Origin of the sequence: Streptomyces indicus (genome assembly GCF_900100315.1) — a bacterium.
Classification (GTDB): Bacteria; Actinomycetota; Actinomycetes; order Streptomycetales; family Streptomycetaceae; genus Streptomyces; species Streptomyces indicus.
In genome coordinates, this window is record NZ_FNFF01000005.1 from 13,104 (window position 1) to 31,547 (window position 18,444).

20 protein-coding genes are annotated in these 18,444 nt (G+C 72.2%); 5 read left to right on the forward strand and 15 right to left on the reverse strand.

What is annotated here, in order from left to right; genetic code table 11:
* Positions 1-17: 17 nt before the first annotated feature.
* Positions 18-1,088 carry a MerR family transcriptional regulator gene (locus tag BLT97_RS14545; RefSeq protein WP_093610046.1) on the reverse strand — a complete coding sequence of 357 codons (1,071 nt, stop codon included), beginning with the start codon at positions 1,086-1,088 and terminating at the stop codon, positions 18-20.
* Positions 1,089-1,399: 311 nt separating this feature from the next.
* On the opposite strand from BLT97_RS14545, the gene BLT97_RS14550 reads away from it, so the two are divergent.
* The 5 genes from BLT97_RS14550 to BLT97_RS14570 all read left to right on the forward strand — a co-directional run bounded on the left by BLT97_RS14550 (position 1,400) and on the right by BLT97_RS14570 (position 5,907).
* Entirely contained in the window at positions 1,400-2,008 is a 609-nt protein-coding gene (locus tag BLT97_RS14550; RefSeq protein WP_093610048.1) for an RNA polymerase sigma factor, read from the forward strand.
* Between the two features lie 145 nt (positions 2,009-2,153).
* Positions 2,154-2,744 carry a sigma-70 family RNA polymerase sigma factor gene (locus BLT97_RS14555; protein WP_093610050.1) on the forward strand — a complete coding sequence of 197 codons (591 nt, stop codon included), beginning with the start codon at positions 2,154-2,156 and terminating at the stop codon, positions 2,742-2,744.
* Complete coding sequence (locus tag BLT97_RS14560) at positions 2,741-3,484, forward strand: anti-sigma factor (RefSeq protein ID WP_093610052.1); 744 nt, start codon at positions 2,741-2,743, stop codon at positions 3,482-3,484. The genes BLT97_RS14555 and BLT97_RS14560 overlap by 4 nt, the downstream gene beginning before the upstream one ends.
* A gap of 98 nt (positions 3,485-3,582) precedes the next feature.
* On the forward strand, positions 3,583-5,190 hold the full coding sequence (locus BLT97_RS14565; RefSeq protein ID WP_093610054.1) for a molybdopterin-dependent oxidoreductase: 1,608 nt from the start codon (positions 3,583-3,585) through the stop codon (positions 5,188-5,190).
* Between the two features lie 72 nt (positions 5,191-5,262).
* Positions 5,263-5,907 (forward strand): fasciclin domain-containing protein, encoded by a 645-nt coding sequence (locus tag BLT97_RS14570; RefSeq protein WP_093610056.1) that lies wholly within the window; start codon positions 5,263-5,265, stop codon positions 5,905-5,907.
* An 81-nt stretch (positions 5,908-5,988) separates the two neighbouring features.
* Here the strand turns inward: BLT97_RS14570 and BLT97_RS14575 are convergent, their stop codons facing one another.
* The 14 genes from BLT97_RS14575 to BLT97_RS14640 all read right to left on the reverse strand — a co-directional run bounded on the left by BLT97_RS14575 (position 5,989) and on the right by BLT97_RS14640 (position 18,433).
* A complete protein-coding gene (locus BLT97_RS14575; RefSeq protein WP_093610058.1) occupies positions 5,989-6,999 on the reverse strand; it encodes a proline racemase family protein in 1,011 nt (336 codons plus the stop codon).
* Between the two features lies 1 nt (position 7,000).
* The gene (locus tag BLT97_RS14580) at positions 7,001-8,014 is read right to left on the reverse strand and encodes a dihydrodipicolinate synthase family protein (protein WP_245769335.1); all 1,014 of its coding nucleotides are present in this window, start codon (positions 8,012-8,014) and stop codon (positions 7,001-7,003) included.
* A gap of 138 nt (positions 8,015-8,152) precedes the next feature.
* The gene (locus tag BLT97_RS14585; RefSeq protein ID WP_425442710.1) at positions 8,153-9,568 is read right to left on the reverse strand and encodes an FAD/NAD(P)-dependent oxidoreductase; all 1,416 of its coding nucleotides are present in this window, start codon (positions 9,566-9,568) and stop codon (positions 8,153-8,155) included.
* Entirely contained in the window at positions 9,565-9,822 is a 258-nt protein-coding gene (locus BLT97_RS14590) for a (2Fe-2S)-binding protein (protein ID WP_176953768.1), read from the reverse strand. The genes BLT97_RS14585 and BLT97_RS14590 overlap by 4 nt, the downstream gene beginning before the upstream one ends.
* A 22-nt stretch (positions 9,823-9,844) precedes the next feature.
* Positions 9,845-11,080 carry an NAD(P)/FAD-dependent oxidoreductase gene (locus tag BLT97_RS14595; protein WP_093610062.1) on the reverse strand — a complete coding sequence of 412 codons (1,236 nt, stop codon included), beginning with the start codon at positions 11,078-11,080 and terminating at the stop codon, positions 9,845-9,847.
* A 63-nt stretch (positions 11,081-11,143) separates the two neighbouring features.
* Entirely contained in the window at positions 11,144-11,767 is a 624-nt protein-coding gene (locus BLT97_RS14600; RefSeq protein WP_093610064.1) for a helix-turn-helix domain-containing protein, read from the reverse strand.
* 89 nt (positions 11,768-11,856) lie between these two features.
* Positions 11,857-12,534, reverse strand: coding sequence for a GmrSD restriction endonuclease domain-containing protein (locus BLT97_RS14605; RefSeq protein WP_093610066.1), 678 nt, complete (start codon positions 12,532-12,534; stop codon positions 11,857-11,859).
* Between the two features lie 113 nt (positions 12,535-12,647).
* Positions 12,648-13,031, reverse strand: a complete 384-nt coding sequence (locus BLT97_RS14610; RefSeq protein WP_093610068.1) for a hypothetical protein — start codon at positions 13,029-13,031, stop codon at positions 12,648-12,650.
* A gap of 172 nt (positions 13,032-13,203) precedes the next feature.
* Positions 13,204-14,166, reverse strand: coding sequence for an endonuclease/exonuclease/phosphatase family protein (locus tag BLT97_RS14615; protein WP_245769336.1), 963 nt, complete (start codon positions 14,164-14,166; stop codon positions 13,204-13,206).
* A 270-nt stretch (positions 14,167-14,436) separates the two neighbouring features.
* Positions 14,437-14,601, reverse strand: coding sequence for a nuclear transport factor 2 family protein (locus BLT97_RS37860; RefSeq protein ID WP_176953769.1), 165 nt, complete (start codon positions 14,599-14,601; stop codon positions 14,437-14,439).
* Between the two features lie 227 nt (positions 14,602-14,828).
* Positions 14,829-15,401 carry a hypothetical protein gene (locus tag BLT97_RS14625; RefSeq protein ID WP_093610074.1) on the reverse strand — a complete coding sequence of 191 codons (573 nt, stop codon included), beginning with the start codon at positions 15,399-15,401 and terminating at the stop codon, positions 14,829-14,831.
* 28 nt (positions 15,402-15,429) lie between these two features.
* The gene (locus BLT97_RS14630; protein WP_093610076.1) at positions 15,430-15,798 is read right to left on the reverse strand and encodes a hypothetical protein; all 369 of its coding nucleotides are present in this window, start codon (positions 15,796-15,798) and stop codon (positions 15,430-15,432) included.
* 476 nt (positions 15,799-16,274) lie between these two features.
* Positions 16,275-17,738, reverse strand: a complete 1,464-nt coding sequence (locus BLT97_RS14635) for a sensor histidine kinase (protein ID WP_093610078.1) — start codon at positions 17,736-17,738, stop codon at positions 16,275-16,277.
* Complete coding sequence (locus tag BLT97_RS14640) at positions 17,735-18,433, reverse strand: response regulator transcription factor (RefSeq protein WP_093610080.1); 699 nt, start codon at positions 18,431-18,433, stop codon at positions 17,735-17,737. Before BLT97_RS14640 ends, BLT97_RS14635 begins: the two co-directional genes overlap by 4 nt.
* Positions 18,434-18,444 lie beyond the last annotated feature (11 nt).

Below are 18,444 nucleotides of genomic sequence, written 5' to 3' on the forward strand. Positions count from 1 at the left end.
GGCTTCGCAGTGGCCGGTCAGTCCGGGTCGGCGGGCAGATGTCCCGACGGTGCGGCGGACGACTGGGTCACCGCGCGGAACAGCGATTCGAGAACGGCGAGGCCGGAGGCCAGCCCCGTCAGCCGACTGGCCCCCGGCTCCTGCGCCGTACTGCTCCAGCCCGTGCCGGCCAGCAGGACCAGAGGGTGGCTGCGTGCGCCGCGGACACCCCATTCCAGGGACAGCAGGCTGCGGACCACGGAGAGGTCGGCGGTCTCCCGGGTCTGCGACCACAGGACCACGGCACACGGACCGATGCGGCGCACGGCCGACTCGAGCGCTTCCGCCGGGACGGCGGCACCGAAGATGCGCGTGGGAAGCTCCCGTTCGGTGAGCGCGGCCCACAGCGCCTCGATCGCCAGGGTGTGCTGTTCCTGCGGCATGCAGGCCAACAGCACCGGGGGCAGCAGCGGTTCACTCCCTGGCGGCTGTACGGAGGACCGCAGGATCGTCGACACATGCCAGGACAGAAGGTGTTCGATGTCCACGTAGCACTCACCGGCGGTCGCCCACCTGCGGCCGACGGCGTGCAGGGTGGGGGCGATGATCTGCTCCCAGGCGACGACCACCCCGTAGGTGTCGATCGCCTCCCGCAACCGCGCCTGCACGGCTCCGGCGTCCAGCCGGACCGCCGCGCGCCCCAGGCCCCTGCTCTCGGGCCACACCTGGCCGAGCGGCAGCTCTCCGAAGTCACCGGAGTCCGCCGGCCGCCGTGATGACCGCCGTGCCTGCGCCATCACGTCGTCCGGCGGGGTGCGGGCCTGCGGCGGTGCCTGAGCGGAGACCGCCAGGGCCAGCCGCGCGGCCTCCGACGGTGCCACGCCCTGCGCCGTCAGTCGGCACATGTGCTCGACTCGGGCGATGTCGGCCGGGGTCCACCGCCGGTGCCGGCCCGCTTCCCGTTCCCGCGGACCGATCCCGTACCGCCGCTCCCAGGTGCGCAGCGTGGTGGCGGCCACGCCGAGCCGGCGGGCCAGCGCACCCGTGGTCAGGGCGGCGTCCGTGAGCGCGGGCCGCTCGCCTGCCTGCGCCCCCGCCTCGTCCGTCATCGCAGCCACTGCTCCTCGGCGCGTCACCGGGCGCTGGGTGCCTCCTGCCCGGCCGGGCGTCATTCCCGTGGTCCTCTGTCCCCTCATCATTCCCGGTCGTACGGCCGGACGGATGCAGTCCTCGGCAGACGGGACGGCAGACCGGACGGCAGACGGTCCGGCAGACGGTCCGGCAGACGGACGGAAACGACGCATGAACGACGCATGTTGTGCGCATCCACCGTCCGCGACGAACCTCGCCCCATCGGGATCCGGCCGCCCGGCGCGGCACCGCCGGGCCCCACACCACCACGTGTCCGAGGGAGTTGGGGATGACCACATCGCCTCTGCCGGGTCCGGACTCCGTATGCTCTCCCGCCTACCGCGACGCGTCTACGGAGGACGAGGTCGCCGCCTCGTTCATGCGCGGTGACGAGGCGGCGTTCAGGCTGCTGTACGAGCGGTGGGGCGCCCTGGTGCACACCCTCGCGCGGCGCGCACTCGGTGATGATTTCGACGCACAGGACGTGACGCAGCAGGTCTTCGTCGCGGCGTGGCGCGGGCGTGCGAGCTTCCATCCCGGCCGGGGCAACCCGCGCTCCTGGCTGCTCGGGATCACCCGGCACAAGGTCGCCGACGCCCTCGCTGCACGGGCCCGTGCCGCCGAACTGGCCGCGGCCGCCGCACGGTCCGCACCCGAGCGCCTGACTCCCGTGGCCGACGGACTCCTCGCCCAGCAGGCCGTGGACCGCATCGTCATCCGGGGCGAGCTCGACCGGTTGTCCGCCGTGCAGCGGAACGTGCTGCACCTCGCCTACTACGCGGACCTCACGCAGACGGAGATCGCCGAGCGGACCGGGCTGCCGCTCGGCACGGTCAAGAGCCATGTGCGCCGCGGGCTGCACGCGTTGCGGGACCGTCTCGAACCCGCCCTGCGCTGACCTCGCCGGCCCGCGCGCACGCGGGGACGTCACGGCCGTCCGCGCAACGGACCAATCCGCGACCGGGCGCGGCTTCGAATCACAGCGATGACGTCACGCCACGGCAGGAAGAGCGGGACACCAGCATGCGCGAACGAGGAGTCCGGTGAGAGCAACTGAAAGCAGCGACGCGGGGACGCGCCCTTCCCCGGGCGTGGACCTCGCCTCCGCGCTCGTCGCGGTGGCCCGGGGCGACCAGGAGCAGTTCGGCCTGGTCTACGACCAGGTCAGCGCTCCGGTGCTCGGTCTGGTCCGCAGTGTGCTGCGGGATCCGGCGCAGTCGGAGGAGGTCGCGCAGGAGGTGCTCGTCGAGGTGTGGCGTACCGCCGCGCGGTTCCGGCCCGAGAAGGGCAGTGCCATGACGTGGGTGATGACCTTGGCGCACCGGCGTGCGGTCGACCGGGTCCGCTCGGTCCAGGCGACCACGGAACGCGAGCACAAGGCCGCGCTCCTGGAGCGCACGCCCGCCTACGACCAGGTGACCGAGCAGGTGGAGAGCCGGCTGGAGCAGCAGCGGGTGCGCCGCTGTCTGAGGGCGCTCACACCGTTGCAGCGGGAGGCCGTCACTCTCGCCTACTACCGGGGGCTGACCTATCGCGAGGTGGCCCAGCTCCTCACGCTGCCCCTCGGCACGGTGAAGACCCGTCTGCGCGACGGACTGATCCGGCTGCGGGACTGCCTGGGGGTGACCGCATGACCGCCGCGGACCTCCACACGGCCACGGGCGCCTACGTGCTGCACGCACTGGCTCCTGCGGAACACGCGGAATTCGAGCGGCACTTGGCCGCCTGCGAGGCGTGCGCCCAGGAGGTCGCCGAACTGGCGGCCACCGCGGCCCGGCTCGGACTGGCCGTCGCCGCGCCCGCACCGGCCCTCATGAAGGAGCAGGTGCTGCGGCGCATCCGCACCGTGCGCCAAGAACCGCCACGGGTGGCGGTGCGCGGCCGCTTGCAGACCTGGGCGCGCGGCCTGCCGCGGTTCGCGCTGGCCGCATGTGTGGCCGCGGCGGCCGGATTCGGCGGCATCGCCCTCTGGCAGTACGAGGCGGCCGAGGACGCCCGCACACAGGCGCGCCAAGTGCGGGAAAGCGCCGACGAGTTGGCGGCCGTGCTGACCGCGCCGGACGCCGAGACGGCCGTCGGCGAGCTGACCGGCGGCGCGCGCGGCACGGTCGTCGTCTCGCGCGCCCGCGACCGGGCGGCCTTCCTCGCCTCGGGCCTGCCCGCACTGCCCGACGGCAAGGTCTACCAGCTGTGGTTCGACGACGGGGACGCGATGCGCCCGGCCGGCCTGCTCGGCGGCACCGGGTCCGGGCAGGCGGTGCTGCTCGACGGCCGTATCGACGGGGCGGGCGGGATGGGGCTCACCGTCGAGCCCGCGGGCGGCTCACCGCAACCCACCACCGAACCCCTCGGTGTGATGCCGTTTCCCGCCTAGCCGTCGTGCCCCTGCACTTCCCGCGACCGGCGGGATGTGCGGGGGCTCCGGACACGATCGGGTGAACGACCAAGCCGGACCGCCCTCCGCTTCGAATCATGGGTGTGAGCACAAGGACAACAGCGGTGGCGCGAGCGGCGGCAGCCGCACTCAGCGGCCTCGTCGCCGGCTATGCCGCACTCGCCGTCGCCGAACTCCTCGCCGTCGCCCTGCGGCCCTCGACGGGTCCGGTCACGGCGGTCGGCGCGGCGGTCATCGACCGTACGCCGTCGGGGGTGAAGGACTGGGCCGTACGGACCTTCGGCACCGACGACAAGCTGGTGCTGCAGGCAGGCATCCTCGCGTTCCTCGTCCTGTGTGCCGCGCTGCTGGGCATCCTCGCGCTGCGTACGCGGCGGCTCGCGGCCGGGTGTGTGGCCGCCTTCGGTGTACTCGGGGCGGGTATCGCGCTCTCCCGGCCCGACGCGGGCGGCCTGCTCGCCGCCCTGCCGTCCCTGGCGGGCGGGATCGCCGGGGCGGTCGTGCTGTACGTCCTCGCCGGGCAGTTGGCGTCCCCGGAGGCCGCGGAAGTCGGTGCCGCGGCCTCCGGGGACCTGCCCCGCCCGGACTCCGGGGACCTGCCCCGTAGAAGGTTCGTGTTGGCGACGGCGGGCGTGGCCGCGGGCGCGACCGGGGTGGGAGCCGCGGCCCGCGCGTTGGAGGCGGGCTCGACCGCAGCGGCCGAGGCGGGCCGTGCCACCGTCGAACTCCCCGCGCCCGCCTCGCCCGCGCCGCCGCTGCCGCGCGGAGTGGACCTGCGGGTCGAGGGCGTGGCCCCTTTCCGCACGGCCAACCGGGACTTCTACCGCGTCGACACCGCGCTCGACGTCCCGCGGATCGACCCGGGCTCCTGGCGTCTGAGGTTGCACGGCAAGGGAGTCGGCAACCCTCGCGTCCTGACGTTCCAGGACCTGTTGGGCCGTGCGCTCGTCGAGCGCGACATCACGCTGACGTGCGTCTCCAACGAAGTCGGCGGGCCCTATGTGGGCACGGCCCGCTGGCTCGGCGTACCCCTGGGAGCGCTGCTCGAGGAGGCAGGGGTACGGCCGCCGTCACGGGGCGGGCCCGCCGACCAGTTGGTGGCCCGCTCCGTGGACGGCATGACCGTCGGCAGCCCCGTGGAGACGGTCATGGACGGCCGCGACGCGATGCTCGCGGTCGGCATGAACGGTGAACCGCTGCCGTTCGACCACGGCTTCCCCGTCCGGATGCTGGTGCCGGGACTCTACGGGTACGTCTCGGCCTGCAAGTGGATCGAGGACATCGAACTGACCACGTTCGACGACTACGACGCGTACTGGGTCAAGCGGGACTGGGCGCGTGAGGCGCCGGTCAAGACCCAGTCGCGGATCGACACACCCAAGCCCTTCGCCCGTCCGGCCGCGGGCAGGGTCACCGTGGCCGGTGTGGCCTGGGCCCAGCACCGGGGCATCGACCGGGTCGAGGTGCGCGTCGACGAAGGCGCCTGGCAGCAGGCCGAGTTGGCGGCCGAGGGCTCCGTGGACACCTGGCGCCAATGGCGCTGGGACTGGGCCGCGACGCCCGGCTCCCACATCCTCCAGGTCCGCGCCACCGACGGCACGGGTGCCCTACAGACCGCCAAGCGCACACGCACGATCCCGGACGGTGCGTCCGGATGGCATTCGGTGGTGGTCAACGTGACCTGACCCCCAACGCGCCCCCGCACACCCCCAGTTGACGGCTCGCTGCCCTGCGAGCCCACCCCAAGGAGAACCACCATGAGCACCACCCTCCGTCTGCGCCGTATGACCGTCGCCGCCACCGCCGCTCTCGTCCTGCCGCTCGCCCTGGTCGCCTGCTCGGACGACAAGGGCAGCACCGACCAGGCCGCGGACAGGACCCCGGCCGCCACCAAGAGCGAGGAGAAGCCGTCGGCCGACCCGATGGCCGGACCGTTCGGGCCGGCCTGTGCCTCGGTGCCGAAGGACGGTGCCGGCAGCTTCGACGGCATGGCGAAGGACCCGGTCGCCACGGCCGCGTCCAACAACCCCGCCCTGTCCACGCTGGTCACCGCGGTGAAGAAGGCGGGCCTCGTCGACACCCTCAACAACGCCGAGAACATCACGGTGTTCGCCCCGACGAACGACGCGTTCGCGAAGATCCCGAAGGAGGACCTGGACAAGGTCCTCGCCGACAAGGACATGCTCACCAAGGTGCTCACGTACCACGTCGTGGGCCAGAAGCTCACGCCGCAGCAGCTGGAGAGCGGCACCTTCGAGACGCTGGAGAAGAGCACGCTCACCACGTCCGGCTCCGGTGAGGACTACACCGTCAACGACTCTTCCAAGGTCGTCTGCGGCAACGTGCCGACCGCCAACGCCACGGTGTACATCGTCGACACGGTCCTGATGCCCAAGATGTAGCGGGCGCCGGCGCACGTCGGACGGTGTGCGGGTGTGGGTGCGGGAAGGCCGCTGCGGTCTTCCCGCACCCACGCTCCGCCGTCAGAGCGTGAAGCCCCGCGGGAACGGATCGCCAGGGTCGAGCAGGTACTGCCCCATCCCGGTGATCCAGGCCGAGCCGGTCACCGTGGGGATCTGGGCGGGCAGCCGGCCGACCGTGGTCTCCTCGACGAGTCGGCCGGTGAAGCGGGTGCCGAGCAGGGACTCGTTCACGAAGTCCCTGTCCAGGGGCAATTGGCCACGCGCGTGCAGCTGGGCCATGCGGGCGCTGGTGCCGGTGCCGCAGGGCGAGCGGTCGAACCAGCCGGGGTGGATGACCATCGCATGGCGTGCGTCGCTGCCGTCGCGGCCGGGTGCGACGAGCTGGACGTGCTTGCAGCCGGCGATGCCCGGGTCGGTGGGGTGCACGGGGCGGTTCTGTTCGTTGACGGCCTCCATGATGGCGAGGCCCGCCCGCAGCATCCGGTCCTTGGCGTCCGCGTCGCTGCGGTCGAAGGGGATGCCGAGGTCGGCGATCGGCAGGATGGCGTAGAAGTTCCCGCCGTACGCCATGTCGTAGGTGACCGTGCCCAGGCCCGGGACCTTGACCTGGGCGTCCAGCTGGAGCGAGAACGAGGGGACGTTGCGGATCGTGACGGCGGCGGCCCGCCCGTCCGCCACGCGCACCTCGGCGGTCACGAGGCCGGCCGGGGTGTCCAGCCGCACCTTCGTGACCGGCTCCTCGACCTCGACCATGCCGGTCTCCACGAGCACCGTCGCCACCCCGATGGTGCCGTGCCCGCACATCGGCAGCAGGCCGGAGACCTCGATGTACAGGACCCCGAAGTCGGCGTCGGGCCTGGTGGGCGGCTGCAGGATCGCACCGCTCATGGCGGCGTGCCCGCGCGGCTCGTTCACGAAGAACTCGCGGATGTGGTCGAGGTGTTCGGCGAAGTGGCTGCGGCGTTCGGCCATGGTCGCGCCGGGGATGACACCGATGCCGCCGGTGACGACGCGGGTGGGCATGCCCTCGGTGTGCGAGTCGACGGCGGTGTAGAGGCGGGAGGCGCGCATGTCAGGTCTCCGTCGGCCGAGGGGCGGTCGGTTGGTCAGCGGTCGGGTGGTCAGCGGCCAGGTGGTCAGCGGTCGGGTGGTCAGCGGCCAGGTGGTCAGTGGCCAGGTGGTCGATGGCGCGTTTCATGTCGGCGTCCAGGGCGGCGAGTTGGTGGCCTGCGAGCGGTCCGCGCGGGGGGCGGCAGGGGCCGCCGTACCGTCCGACCAGGTCCATGCCGTGTTTGATGGCCTGTACGAACTCGGTGCGCGAGTCCCAGCGGAAGGCGCCGACGAGCGGTTCGTACAGCTCCCGGGCTTCGGGCACCCTGCCCGCCAGGGCGAGTTCGTAGAGGCGTACGGAGGCGGCGGGGAACACGTTGGGGAAGCCCGCGAACCAGCCGGTGGCGCCCATGAGCAGCGCTTCCAGGACCAGGTCGTCGGCGCCGGCGACGACGGTCAGCTCCGGGGCCTTCTCGCGGATCTCCAGGACGCGGCGTATGTCCCCGGAGAACTCCTTGACCGCCACGATGTTGTCGATCTGCGCGAGTTCGGCGACGAGGTCCGGTGTCAGGTCGACCTTGGTGTCGAGCGGGTTGTTGTACGCCATCACCGGCAGGCCGACGGCCGCCACCTGCTCGAAGTGGTGGATGACCTCGGAGGCGTTCGCGCGGTACAGGGTCGGCGGCAGACACAGCACCCCGTGCGCGCCGTCCTCGGCGGCGCGTTCGGCCCAGGCGCGGGCCTGGTGCGCACCCACTCCGTGCACGCCGACCACTACGACCCCGTCCGCGCCGACGGCCTCGATCGCGGTCCGAGCCACGGCCCTGCGCTCCTCGTCGGTGAGCGAGGAGTACTCGCCGAGCGAGCCGTTGGGGCCCACGCCGCGGCAGCCGTTGTCGATGAGCCACCGGCAGTGCTCCGCGTACCGGTCGAGGTCGACGCGCAGCCCCGCGGGGGCGCGCCGGTCCTCGGCGTACGGCAAGGCCGTCGCCACGATGACCCCGTCGAGCTTCTCCTGGCGCGTCGGTGCGGACACGGCCGGATCCGGTACCGAACTCCTCGTTGGACTCATCGCTGAACTCCTCGTACTCGTCGGGTCGTTGAGGGCAGGCAGTGGTCAGGCGACGCTCGCCCCGTCCGGAGCTTTGCGCGCTACTCCGGGCGTTCTTGCGCGCTACTCCGCTACCCGGGGCGGACCGGCCCCCGGCTCCCGGTGCGCGGAGGGCGACTCGGCCAGTTCGCCGAGGCGGATCGGGGCGGCGATCGGGCGGCGGGCGAAGGCGGCCGACTGACCGGGTTCGCCGGTGAGTTCGCCGGTGAGCTCCGCGACGACCCGGCCGCAGATACGGCCCTGGCAAAGACCGAGACCGGCGCGCGTGACGAGTTTCAGCGCCCGGCCGCCGTACGCCTCGCGTTCCCGGACGGCGTCCCGCAGCTCCCCGTAACGCACCTCCTCGCAGCGGCAGATGAGCGTGTCCTCGCGCAGCCGCCCGTGCCAGCCCGCACGGACCGGGTGCGCGGCGGCCAGTGCGGCGGCGAACCGGCGGCCGCGGCGGACCGCACGCAGGGCCCGTACGGGAGGGGCGGGCCGCGCGCCGAGCCGCCGGGCCGCGCTCGCGCCCGCCACCTCGCCCTCGGCGGCGGCCAGTTCGGCCCCGCCGATGCCGGTCAGCTCGCCCGCCGCCAGCACGCCGGGCACCGAGGTCTGCTGGGCGGAGTCGACGGTGACGAAGCCGCCGTCGAGTGCGCAGCCCGCCGCCACCGCCAGTTCCAGCTGGGGCGTGAACCCGTAGCCGATGCAGACGGCGTCGACGTCCAGGCGCCGTCTGCTGCCCGGCACCTCCGTCCAGTCGGGGCGGAGCCGGGTCGTCGTCACGGCTTCCACGCGGTCGGTGCCGTGCGCCGCGACCACGGCGCTGCGCGTTCGGTACGGGACGCGGTGCCGGGCCAACGCGGCGGTGTGGCCTGCCAGTTCACCGAGTTTACCGGCACCGGCCAGGAGCCCTGCGGGCCGTGCCAGCCAGCGCGCGGGGTTGCCCGCCTCCAGCACCGCGGCCACCTCCGCACCCACGGCGAGCAGCGAGCGTGCCACCGGCAGCAGGAACGGCCCGGTGCCGGCGAGGAGCACCCGCTCCCCCACCCGTACGCCCTGGCCCTTGGCCAGCGCCTGCGCGGCGCCCGCCGTGTACACGCCGGGCAGCTCCCAGCCGGGGAACGGCAGCACCTGGTCGTAGGCGCCGGTGGCCAGGACGAGGGCCGGGGTGTCGATGCTGCGGCCGGTTCTGCCGGGGGCGTCGGCGGGCCCGGTACGGAGGTGCACGCGGTGTCCGCCGGGCACCGGTTCGAGCGCCCAGACGACGGACTCGGCCAAGTGCTCGACGCCCGGCGGCAGTCCGAACCGTTCCGTTCCCGCGCGGGAGTCCTGGCGGTGGTACTGCCCGCCGAGCTTGGCGCCCGCGTCGATCAGGACCACGTCGACACCCGCCTTCGCCGCCGCACGCGCGGCCGCCATCCCGGCGGGCCCGCCGCCGACCACGACCACGCGGCTCATGGCGTCGCGGGGCTCCGCGCCGCGGTGTGCGCGGCTCACGACGGCAGCTCCGCGCCATGCTGCATCCGGATGTCGTCCCCGTCCCGCACCAGGCGCTGACAAGCCCGTACGTCCGGGATGCCGTTGACCACCACCAGGCAGTCGAAGCAGACCCCGATCCCGCAGAAGACGCCCCGCGGCCTGCCGCCTCCCCTGGTCGTACGCCAGGACACCATGCCCGCACCGAGCAGGACCCCGGCCACGGTCTGCCCCGGCACCGCCTCGTGCTCGCGGCCCTCGATCCGCACCTTCACGCGGGTACCTCCCCGAGTCCCCTCATGCGGCTGTCTCTCCGTCCGGGCCGGTGACGGCCGGACTGATGACGGCCGGACTGATGACGGCCTGGCTCATGACGGCCGGGCGGTCGGGCCGGAAGGGCGCCGGGTCCAGCTCGGGCGCCGCGCCCGTGAACAGGTCGGCGAGCAGCCGCCCGGTGGCCGCCGCCAGGCCGATGCCCGCGCCTTCGTGCCCGGTCGCGTGCCACAGCCCCGGCAGTCTCGGGTCCGCGCCGATCACCGGCAGATGGTCGGGCGCGTACGGGCGGAAGCCGCCGTACGCGCGCATCACCGGCACATCGGCCAGGACGGGGAAGAGGGCGACCGCCTTGCGGGCCAGCTCCCGCAGGACCTCGACGCGCACGGTCCCGTCGAAGCCGACCCGTTCGCGGCTGGACCCGATGAGCACGGTGCCCGCCCGCGTCGACTCGACCACCGTCGAGGTCTGGAGCTCGGCGTCACCGCTGGCGACCGCGCCCACGTAGTCGGCGTCGTAGACCTTGCGGCGCACGGTGTCCGGCGGCAGCGGCGCGGTCACGAGGATCATGCCGCGGCGCGGAAGCACCGTGACCGGCGCCCCGGCCGCGGCCGCGAAGGAACCGGCCCACGGGCCACAGCAGTTGACCACCGCACCGCAGGCGAGGCTGCCCCGGTCCGTGCGCACGCCGCCGACCCTGTCCCCGGCGTCCCGGACGACGCCCGTCACCGTCGTACCGGCGCGCACCTCGCCGCCGCGGGCGCGGACGGCGGCGAGCAGTGTGGTGGCCGCGAGCACAGGTTGCAGCTGGGCGTCCTCGGGATAGTGCACGGCCGCGGTTACCTGTCGGGTCAGATGGGGTTCGAGGTCGCGGGCGCGGGCGGGGTCGATCCGGTCCGCGCGGACCCCTGCGGTGCGCTGCGCGGCCGCGAACTCCGCGAGCGGCGCCACGGCTTCGGCAGTCGTCGCCACGACCAGGCCGCCCTTCGGGTCCCACTCCGTCTCGGCGGCGCGCGGACCGAGTTCCTCGCGCAGCGCGGCGAGCAGTCGGGGCCAGCGGCGGCGGGAGGCGCGGGCGAGGTCCAGTTCGGGGCCGGGCGCTTTGTCGGAGACCAGGACGTTGCCCTCGCCCGCCGCGGTGGTGCCGCTCGCGAGCGCGCCGCGTTCGAGGACCGTCACCCGCAGGCCCGCGGCGCTCAGCGCCTCGGCGCAGGCCGCGCCGATGATGCCGGCCCCCACCACGACGACGTCGGGCGACACCTCTCACCCCACTTCCGTTCAATTCAATGAACGCCGCGAGAGTAGAAAGGAGTTGAGGGGCCGTCAACCCCCCGCGTCGTCGGCGCTGCGCGGCGCGGGCACCGCGCACGAGGCGCCGCGCGGGGGCGGACCCGCGTCCGCCGGGTACTCCAGCATGAGCACCGAGACGACGGGCCCGCCGGCCGTCTCGTACACGTGCGGCCGCCGCGCGTCGAAGCACACGTAGTCGCCGGGCCCCAGCTCGTACGGCGCCTCCGGGGGACCGACCCGGAGCTTTCCCGAGGTCACGACGACGTGTTCGCGGCCCGGGTGTCCCGCGGAGCGCTGCACCTCGCCCGGCCGCACCCGCTGGTCGAAGAGTTCGACCACCCGGTCGGTGAAGTCCATGCGGCGCAGCATCCGCAGGTCCACGGCGTTGCTGCTGAGCACCTCGAGCCCCGCGGAGCGCACCAGGACCACGTCCGGGTCCGTGCGCTCGGTCAGGAGCGAGGAGACGGGCACACCGAGGGCGTTCGACAAACTGAACACCGTCTCGATCGTGGGGTTGCCCGTGCCCGACTCCAGCTGGGACAGCGTGCCCTTCGCGATGCCTGACGCGCGCGCGAGGCCGGACAGGGTCAGTCCGGCCTGTGCCCGCAGGGCCCGCAGATTCGCGCCAAGGACCCGGCCTGCCTGTTCCCGGACCATCCGACCTCCTCGGCACACCGCGACGGAAGTGCTTCCGATCGTGCGACTCCCCGGAACCACTGGGCAGGGAGGGTACCTGGCCCCGACGGTCAGCGCGCCGGCACGGCCAGCGGGGTGTTCGGGCAGCCCTGCGCGACTTCGGTCAGCTTGACCGCTTCGAGGAAGTCGACGGTCAGGCCCCAGCGCAGCTTCGTCGCGATCCAGTCGGCGACGTAGGCACAGCGCGCGGGAGCGTACGGGGGCAGCCACTCGGCCGGATCGCGGTCGCCGCGGTCGCGGGCGGCCGCCGCCGAGACGGCGGTGAGCGTGGCGGCCGCGGCGAGGTCGTTCACGTACGCCTCGCGTGTGGCGGTGTCCCAGGCATGGGCGCCGGACTCCCAGGCCTCCTTGAGCGGCACCAGGTGATGGACCTCGACCTGTCGTGCGGGATCGCCGGTCAGCTGCCGGTCGTCGTACCAGGAGTACCACTGCCCGCTTGCGACCAGGCAGTCCTCCTCGATCCGGGGTGCGGCGACCGCCTCCTCGCGGAGGACTTCGGCGCGGGTGTCGCACCCGTCGTGGTCGGCGTCCGCCCATCCGGGGAACGCGGCCGCGGGGTAGGTGCCTTTGTACTCGCTCATCGTTCCGAGGAGTTGCACGGCCTTGCGCACCTGGAAGCGCGGCTCGGGGTCGGCGGAAGGGGCCGCCGCCGCGCTCGCGGGGGCGAGGACGGCGGCGGCAAGGAGGAGGGCGGTGGCGACGGAGAGGGTGCGGAGGTTGGAGTTCACTCTCTGCGTGTATCCGCTACCGGCGCCCCGGGCGCGCGGGAGCCGGGACGTTCCCCCGGCAGGCGCAATGCGAGCGGCGGGCGGGCCCGTGCTCGCGGGAGTGCCCGCTCCCTTCAGTGGTGCACCTTGATGCACGGATTCCCGCTCAGGGCGGAGGACTGCGCGCACAGCCAGGTGCCGTCCGGGAAGCGGCGGTTGAGCTTCCAGTGGGCCGAGCTGATCCTGGTCATGCCGAAGGATTCGTTCTTCGCCCGCTTCCACCCGGTGACGTGGTCCATCGTCGCCGCGCTGCCGGTGTGGGCGTAGATGCGGAACGTGCCGCCATCCCGCTCGGAGGAGGCCGTCACCGAATCCACGTGCAGCCCTTCTCCCTTGACGTAGATGGAGACGGCGTCGTCGGTGTCGGAACCGCTCATCGGGACGGAGGCGGCGGAGGCGGGCGCGAGCAGGAGGACGGCGCCCGCGGCGGTCAGTGCGGTCTTGATCAGGTTGTGCATGATCGTTTCAACCGCGGCGACCCTCGTACGGAAACGGCCGGCCCCGAGTGATCACTCATCGGGAGCACGCGGGCCTCGTACGCCCCGGTCCGGACGGGATCACGCCGCGTCCCGTACCGGCTCCCTTCCCGGCTCCCGTTCATGGGAGCCGATACGGGAGGCACGCACGCACTCAGGCTCGGGTCCGAACCCGGAACGTACTGAGCACCGCCTTGTGGTCGCTCGGCCAGGTCCACGTCGGCTCCCAGAACGGATCGCGCCCGCTCTCCGGCACGCGTTCGTTGCGCACGATGGTCGTCGACGGACCGACGATGACACTGTCGAGCAGTCGGATACGACGGTCGGGGTGGTAGTAGACGAAGTCGATACGGTCGCGTTCGTCGGCCTTCGGCGCCCAGGTCAACTCCCCGGTGTCCGCACCGGGGTTGTCGCTCGGCCAGGTGAAGCCCGGGGTGCGCACCGGGTCGGGGTGGATCACCCGGTAGGTGTCACGGAACCCGGCGTCCTCGATCGCCCGGGTCGTGGACCAGTCGATCACCGTGCCGTTGTGGTCGAACAGATTGCGCGTACGACGGGTCCAGTCACGAAAAGACGGCTCATTGAAGTCGCCACCCAGAATGACGAGTCGGCCCCGGCCGCGCTCGGCCGCGGCATCGGCGAGCATCGCCTTGGTGACCTTCGTACGCCCGGAAGCCTCGTTCAGGCGGGTGATCAGACCGACGTCGGTGATCGGACCGGTCGGGATCTCGTCCCAGCCGTACTCCGAGGTCTCCAACGGCGCGGGAGTGCCGCCGCCGTAGCCGCGCGGCAGGTAGTTGACGTAGTAGCGGTACTCCAGATGCCCCGAATAGACGGCCACTTCGGTGCCGTCCACCGAGATCACGGCCTTCGACCAGGACGGGAAGGAGGCACGGTCGATGATCGGGAAGCGTGAAATGACCGCGGGATCGGTCGGGTTGGCGTTGTCGTAGTAGGTGAGCCCGCGCTCGACGAGGTCGGCCAGCAGATCGGCGACCCGCTGCGGATTGGACTCACTCAGCAACACCACATCAGGACGGACCACGGCGATCGTGTCGGCGATCCCCGCGCGTCCGCCCTCCACCCGGCTCCCGCCCAGCCAGATATTGAACTGCATCACCTTCAGAGTCCGGCCCCCGGACCCGCGCCCGGCAGCCTCCGCGGCCCCGGCACCGACAAGGCCCGCACCGACCGCGGCGCCCGCCATTCCCAGTAGTTCACGACGCCCGACCATGTGTGACCTCCATCGATTACGGCAATACGTGCGTGCGGCCCACGCCATGGTGACGCGGACCGCACGCAGTTTCGAGGGTCTGGTGGGACGGGAGGTGAAGTCGGGGCGAAGATCGGGGGTGGGCCGGGAACCGCTCAGCGGCAGCCCACCGGCTCAGAACATGCCGTTGGGGTTGGCGGATTCCAGCGGGATCTCCTGGATGACATCCCAGTGCTCGACGACCTTGCCGTGTTCCAGGCGGAAGAAGTCGGCGAGCGCACGGCCGGGGTTGTCGGGGTTGCCGGGCTCCAGGTCCAGGTGCGAGAGGGGCACCGCCATGTCGCACACGCGAGTGCGGGGGAACATGCGCACGACAGCGGAAAGCCCTCGTTAGGACCTCGGTGTGCGCGGGCACGTGGTCCGGGATCCTCGGCATGAGGTTCTGGGAGGGGTTGGGCACGCCGCGGAGCACACCGTGGAGCGCGTGCAGCCACAGCCGCTTCCGAAGGCATCCGAGGCCGCGGATGCCCCGAAAGGTGGCCGGCGGCCGTCACGATCACAGCGTTCTATTCAGGCGTGAAGGTGAACTTCCAGGTGGCTGCGGCGGAGGCGTTGGACACCTCGACCCAGTAGGTGCCGTCGAGGTTCTTGAGGCGCTTTGTCTTGGAGCCGGACTCGGCGATGTCGTTCGTCAGGGACTTGCTGAAGCCGAAGGAGATGCTGGTGTCGTCGGACGAGTCGATCTTGCTGATGAAGTTGGTTCCCCGTGAGTCGTTGAAGTCGGATTTGTTGCCGCTGTACTCGATTGATACGAGGTAGTCGCCCTTGAGCGGCACCTTCTGCGTGGCGTTTTCACCCGTGCCGGCGAGTGTCACAGTTTCGCGAGCAGGGTCGGGTTTCTCCGTCTGCTCCTCGGCCTGGCGCGTCGCCGTTGCTGCCGTGCTGTTGGTCTTGCTCTTGGGCTTGTCGCTTTTCATCGCGCTGCCGACGATCCCGATGAGCACAAATGCGGCGAGCACGCCGGCCGCGATTTTGAGCGCAAGGATCAGTGGTCTGCGCTTCTTCGGCTCCTGCGGCGGGGACGGCGGGGTTGGCAACGTGTAGGGCGGGTGATTCCAGGCGTTCTGGTCGTGCGACATGAGGTACCTCGTTCTTGCTCGTGCCCCCTCAAGCGCCTCTGGCGAAGATGCGCCCTGTCTCGTCGACCCAGGCCTGTGCGCGTACGGTCTGGTCCATTCCGCTGGCGCCGACTGCGGCTCCCAGTGGGCCGGCAACCCAGAAGCCGGCAGCGGCCCCGGAGATCTGGTTGGCCCTGTGGACCCTGGCGAAGAGGACAGCGCCCGGCATGCGGTGGATGACCTCCCAGCCGCGCACTGCCATGTGACCGATGAATCGGTGCAGGTCAGCTTCGCGCACCTCGGGGTCCACAGTGTGGCCGTAGCCGTCGAAGACGACTGTCGTGGGGGCGTTGGGGCCCCACTGGGGGTTCTTGAGCTCGGCCTGGCGTTGCTTCTTGGCCTTCCGCTGGCTCGTCATGCGATATCTCCCATGGCACGAGATCGCGTCCAGGTCCCCTTTTGGACCATACGTGGAGTTGTGATGGGTCGCACACGCAGCGAAATCAAGCCTGTGACTCCGGTCCAGCGAGCACGTCCAACTTATGGCCCGTGTGAGTCCGGCGCCCTGCGCACCGACGCCTGGTACGCGTGCGACCGCTGGCCTCTGGTGCCCGTCACACACGAGAGGCCCCATCGAAATCCTTGGCCTCGGTCACCGAGGTCGCAGCCGAACTTTCCCTGCCCCACGATTTGCACGGAGGTGGCGCGCATTGCTCGAACCGCCTGATGGGAAACCTCTCTTGCCAGAAGCAGTGCGACTGTACGAATGCGTCTACCTCCACGAGTGCGGCGACTCGCTGTCGTACAGACCAGACTGCCGATCGCTTCCGGCAGCGCATCCGCCAAAAGTCCCCCTCACCACGGACCTTCACCTCCGGGCGAGATGCGGTGCGGTCAGTCACCGTGATGCAGCGGCAGCAGCACCTTGAAGGTCGCTCCCTCCCCCGGTGCGGTGCGCAGTTCGACCCGGCCGCCGTGTGCCCGTACGAGGGAGTCCACGATCGCCAGGCCCAGGCCGGCGCCTTGGGCGGCGGTACGGCCCCGGGACCGGTCCCCGCGATAGAGCCGGTCGAAGGCACGGTCGGCCTGTTCGGCCGTCATGCCCGGTCCCTGGTCCGCGAACTCCAGTACGGCGAAGGCCCCCTGTGTGCCCACTCCGATGCGGACCGGGGTGCCGGCGGGGGTGTGCGCGATGGCGTTGCCCACGAGGTTGGACGTGACCTGCCGCAGGCGTGCCTCGTCGCCGAGGACCGGGGCGCCGCCCTGGGGGCCGCCGTCGACTCCGGTGAGCGTGACCTCGCGCCGCGGATCGAGGGCGCGCAGGTCGTGCAGGGCGTCGGCGGCCAGCGTGCGCAGGTCCATCGGGGTGCGCTGGAGCGGCAGCGGGTCGGCGGACGACGGGTCGTCGAGGCGTGCCAGGAGCAGGAGTTCCTCGACGAGGTCGACAAGGCGGGCCGCTTCGCGTTCGATGCGCCCCATCGAGGCGTCCACGTCGGCGCGCCGGGGCATGCCGCCCATCCGGTAGAGCTCGGTGAAGCCCTTGATCCCGGCGAGCGGGGTGCGCAGTTCGTGGCTGATGTCGGCGAGGAAGCGCCGCATCCGCCGTTCGGCCTCGTCGCGCGCGGCGTCCCCGGCCTCGATCCGGTCGAGCATTCCGTTGAGCGCGGTGGCGAGGCGGCCCAACTCGGTCCTGGCGCCCGCGAGTTCCGGCACCCGGCGAGTCAGGTCGCCGCCGGCGATGGCCGTCGCCGTGGTCTCCACCCGGCGCAGCGGCCGCAGTCCGGCGCGGACCGCGTACCAGCCCGCCACGCCGAGCGCCACGAGCACGATTCCGTCGATCAGGAGGACCCGCCGCGTGAGGTCGTGCAGGGCCTCCTCGACCCCCGCGAGCGAGCCCGCCGCGATCACAGTGCCCTCACCCGCCGTTCGCGGGACAGCGACGGCCCGCCACTCCTGGCCGTCCCGCGCGCTGACCGCGACGGGTTCGCCGCCGGGCGCGGTGAAGCGCGCGGGGTCCAGGTCGGGTGGTGCCGCTCCGGTCGGGCCGATCACCCAGCGGACCGTGCCGTCGGCTTCGGCGTAGGCGACGTACACGTCCTTCACCAACTGCCGCTCCACGGCGTCCCGTACCCGCGGCGCCTCCTCGCCGACCACGTCCGGCAGCGTGGGCAGGCGGGCCGCGACCGCGGCCACACCGGCGACCCGCTCGTCGAGCTGTCCGACGAGATGCCGCTGCAACTGGGCGACGAGCAGTCCCGTGCTGGCGAGCAGTGCGGCGACCAGGAGTCCGAGCGTGATCGCCACCAGCCGGGCGCGCAGCGAGAACCCGCCCGTCCAGGCCTGTCCGAGGCGCTTCACGGCTGCGGCCTGCGCAGGACGTAGCCCGTGCCGCGGACGGTGTGGATGAGTTGGGGCTCAACCGAGTCGATCTTGCGGCGCAGATAGCTGACGTAGGTCGCGACGATGCTGTGGTCTCCCCCGAAGTCGTAGCGCCAGACGAGGTCGAGGAGCTGCTCCTTGGAGAGGACCTGTCCGGCGTGCTCCATGAGGACCTTCAGGAGGCTGAACTCGGTCGGCGAGAGCGCGACGGCCGCTCCCCCGCGGGTGACCTGATGGCTGTCGGGATCCAGTACGAGGTCGCCCACGGTGAGCCGGCCGTCCGGGCGGCCGCCGCCCGCGCGGCGGAGGATGGCGCGGATGCGCAGGATCAGCTCCTCCAGGTTGAAGGGCTTCGTCACGTAGTCGTCGCCGCCCGCGGTCAGGCCGCTGATCCGGTCCTCGGCCGCGTCCCGCGCGGTGAGGAAGAGGACGGGGGGCGGCCCCGAAGGCGACAGCGCGGTGTCGTTGCGCAGTCGGCGGACGACTTCGAAACCGTCGAAGTCCGGCAGCATCACGTCGAGGACGATCAGGTCGGGCGGGCCCTGCCGGACGGCGTCCAGCGCCTCGGCGCCCGTGGTCACCGCATGCACCGTGAAGCCGGCCAGGCGCAGGCTCGCGGAGAGCAGTTCGCGCAGAGTCGGGTCGTCCTCCACCACGAGGAGCTGGTCGGCCATCGCCGTGTCAC

Coding starts and splice junctions, on each gene's coding strand:
- BLT97_RS14545 (WP_093610046.1), bottom strand. CDS start 1,088: ATGACGGACGAGGCGGGGGCGCAGGCAGGCGAGCGGCCCGCGCTCACG.
- BLT97_RS14550 (WP_093610048.1), top strand. CDS start 1,400: ATGACCACATCGCCTCTGCCGGGTCCGGACTCCGTATGCTCTCCCGCC.
- BLT97_RS14560 (WP_093610052.1), top strand. CDS start 2,741: ATGACCGCCGCGGACCTCCACACGGCCACGGGCGCCTACGTGCTGCAC.
- BLT97_RS14565 (WP_093610054.1), top strand. CDS start 3,583: ATGGGTGTGAGCACAAGGACAACAGCGGTGGCGCGAGCGGCGGCAGCC.
- BLT97_RS14570 (WP_093610056.1), top strand. CDS start 5,263: ATGAGCACCACCCTCCGTCTGCGCCGTATGACCGTCGCCGCCACCGCC.
- BLT97_RS14575 (WP_093610058.1), bottom strand. CDS start 6,999: ATGCGCGCCTCCCGCCTCTACACCGCCGTCGACTCGCACACCGAGGGC.
- BLT97_RS14600 (WP_093610064.1), bottom strand. CDS start 11,767: ATGGTCCGGGAACAGGCAGGCCGGGTCCTTGGCGCGAATCTGCGGGCC.
- BLT97_RS14610 (WP_093610068.1), bottom strand. CDS start 13,031: ATGCACAACCTGATCAAGACCGCACTGACCGCCGCGGGCGCCGTCCTC.
- BLT97_RS14615 (WP_245769336.1), bottom strand. CDS start 14,166: ATGCAGTTCAATATCTGGCTGGGCGGGAGCCGGGTGGAGGGCGGACGC.
- BLT97_RS37860 (WP_176953769.1), bottom strand. CDS start 14,601: ATGGCGGTGCCCCTCTCGCACCTGGACCTGGAGCCCGGCAACCCCGAC.
- BLT97_RS14625 (WP_093610074.1), bottom strand. CDS start 15,401: ATGTCGCACGACCAGAACGCCTGGAATCACCCGCCCTACACGTTGCCA.
- BLT97_RS14630 (WP_093610076.1), bottom strand. CDS start 15,798: ATGACGAGCCAGCGGAAGGCCAAGAAGCAACGCCAGGCCGAGCTCAAG.
- BLT97_RS14640 (WP_093610080.1), bottom strand. CDS start 18,433: ATGGCCGACCAGCTCCTCGTGGTGGAGGACGACCCGACTCTGCGCGAA.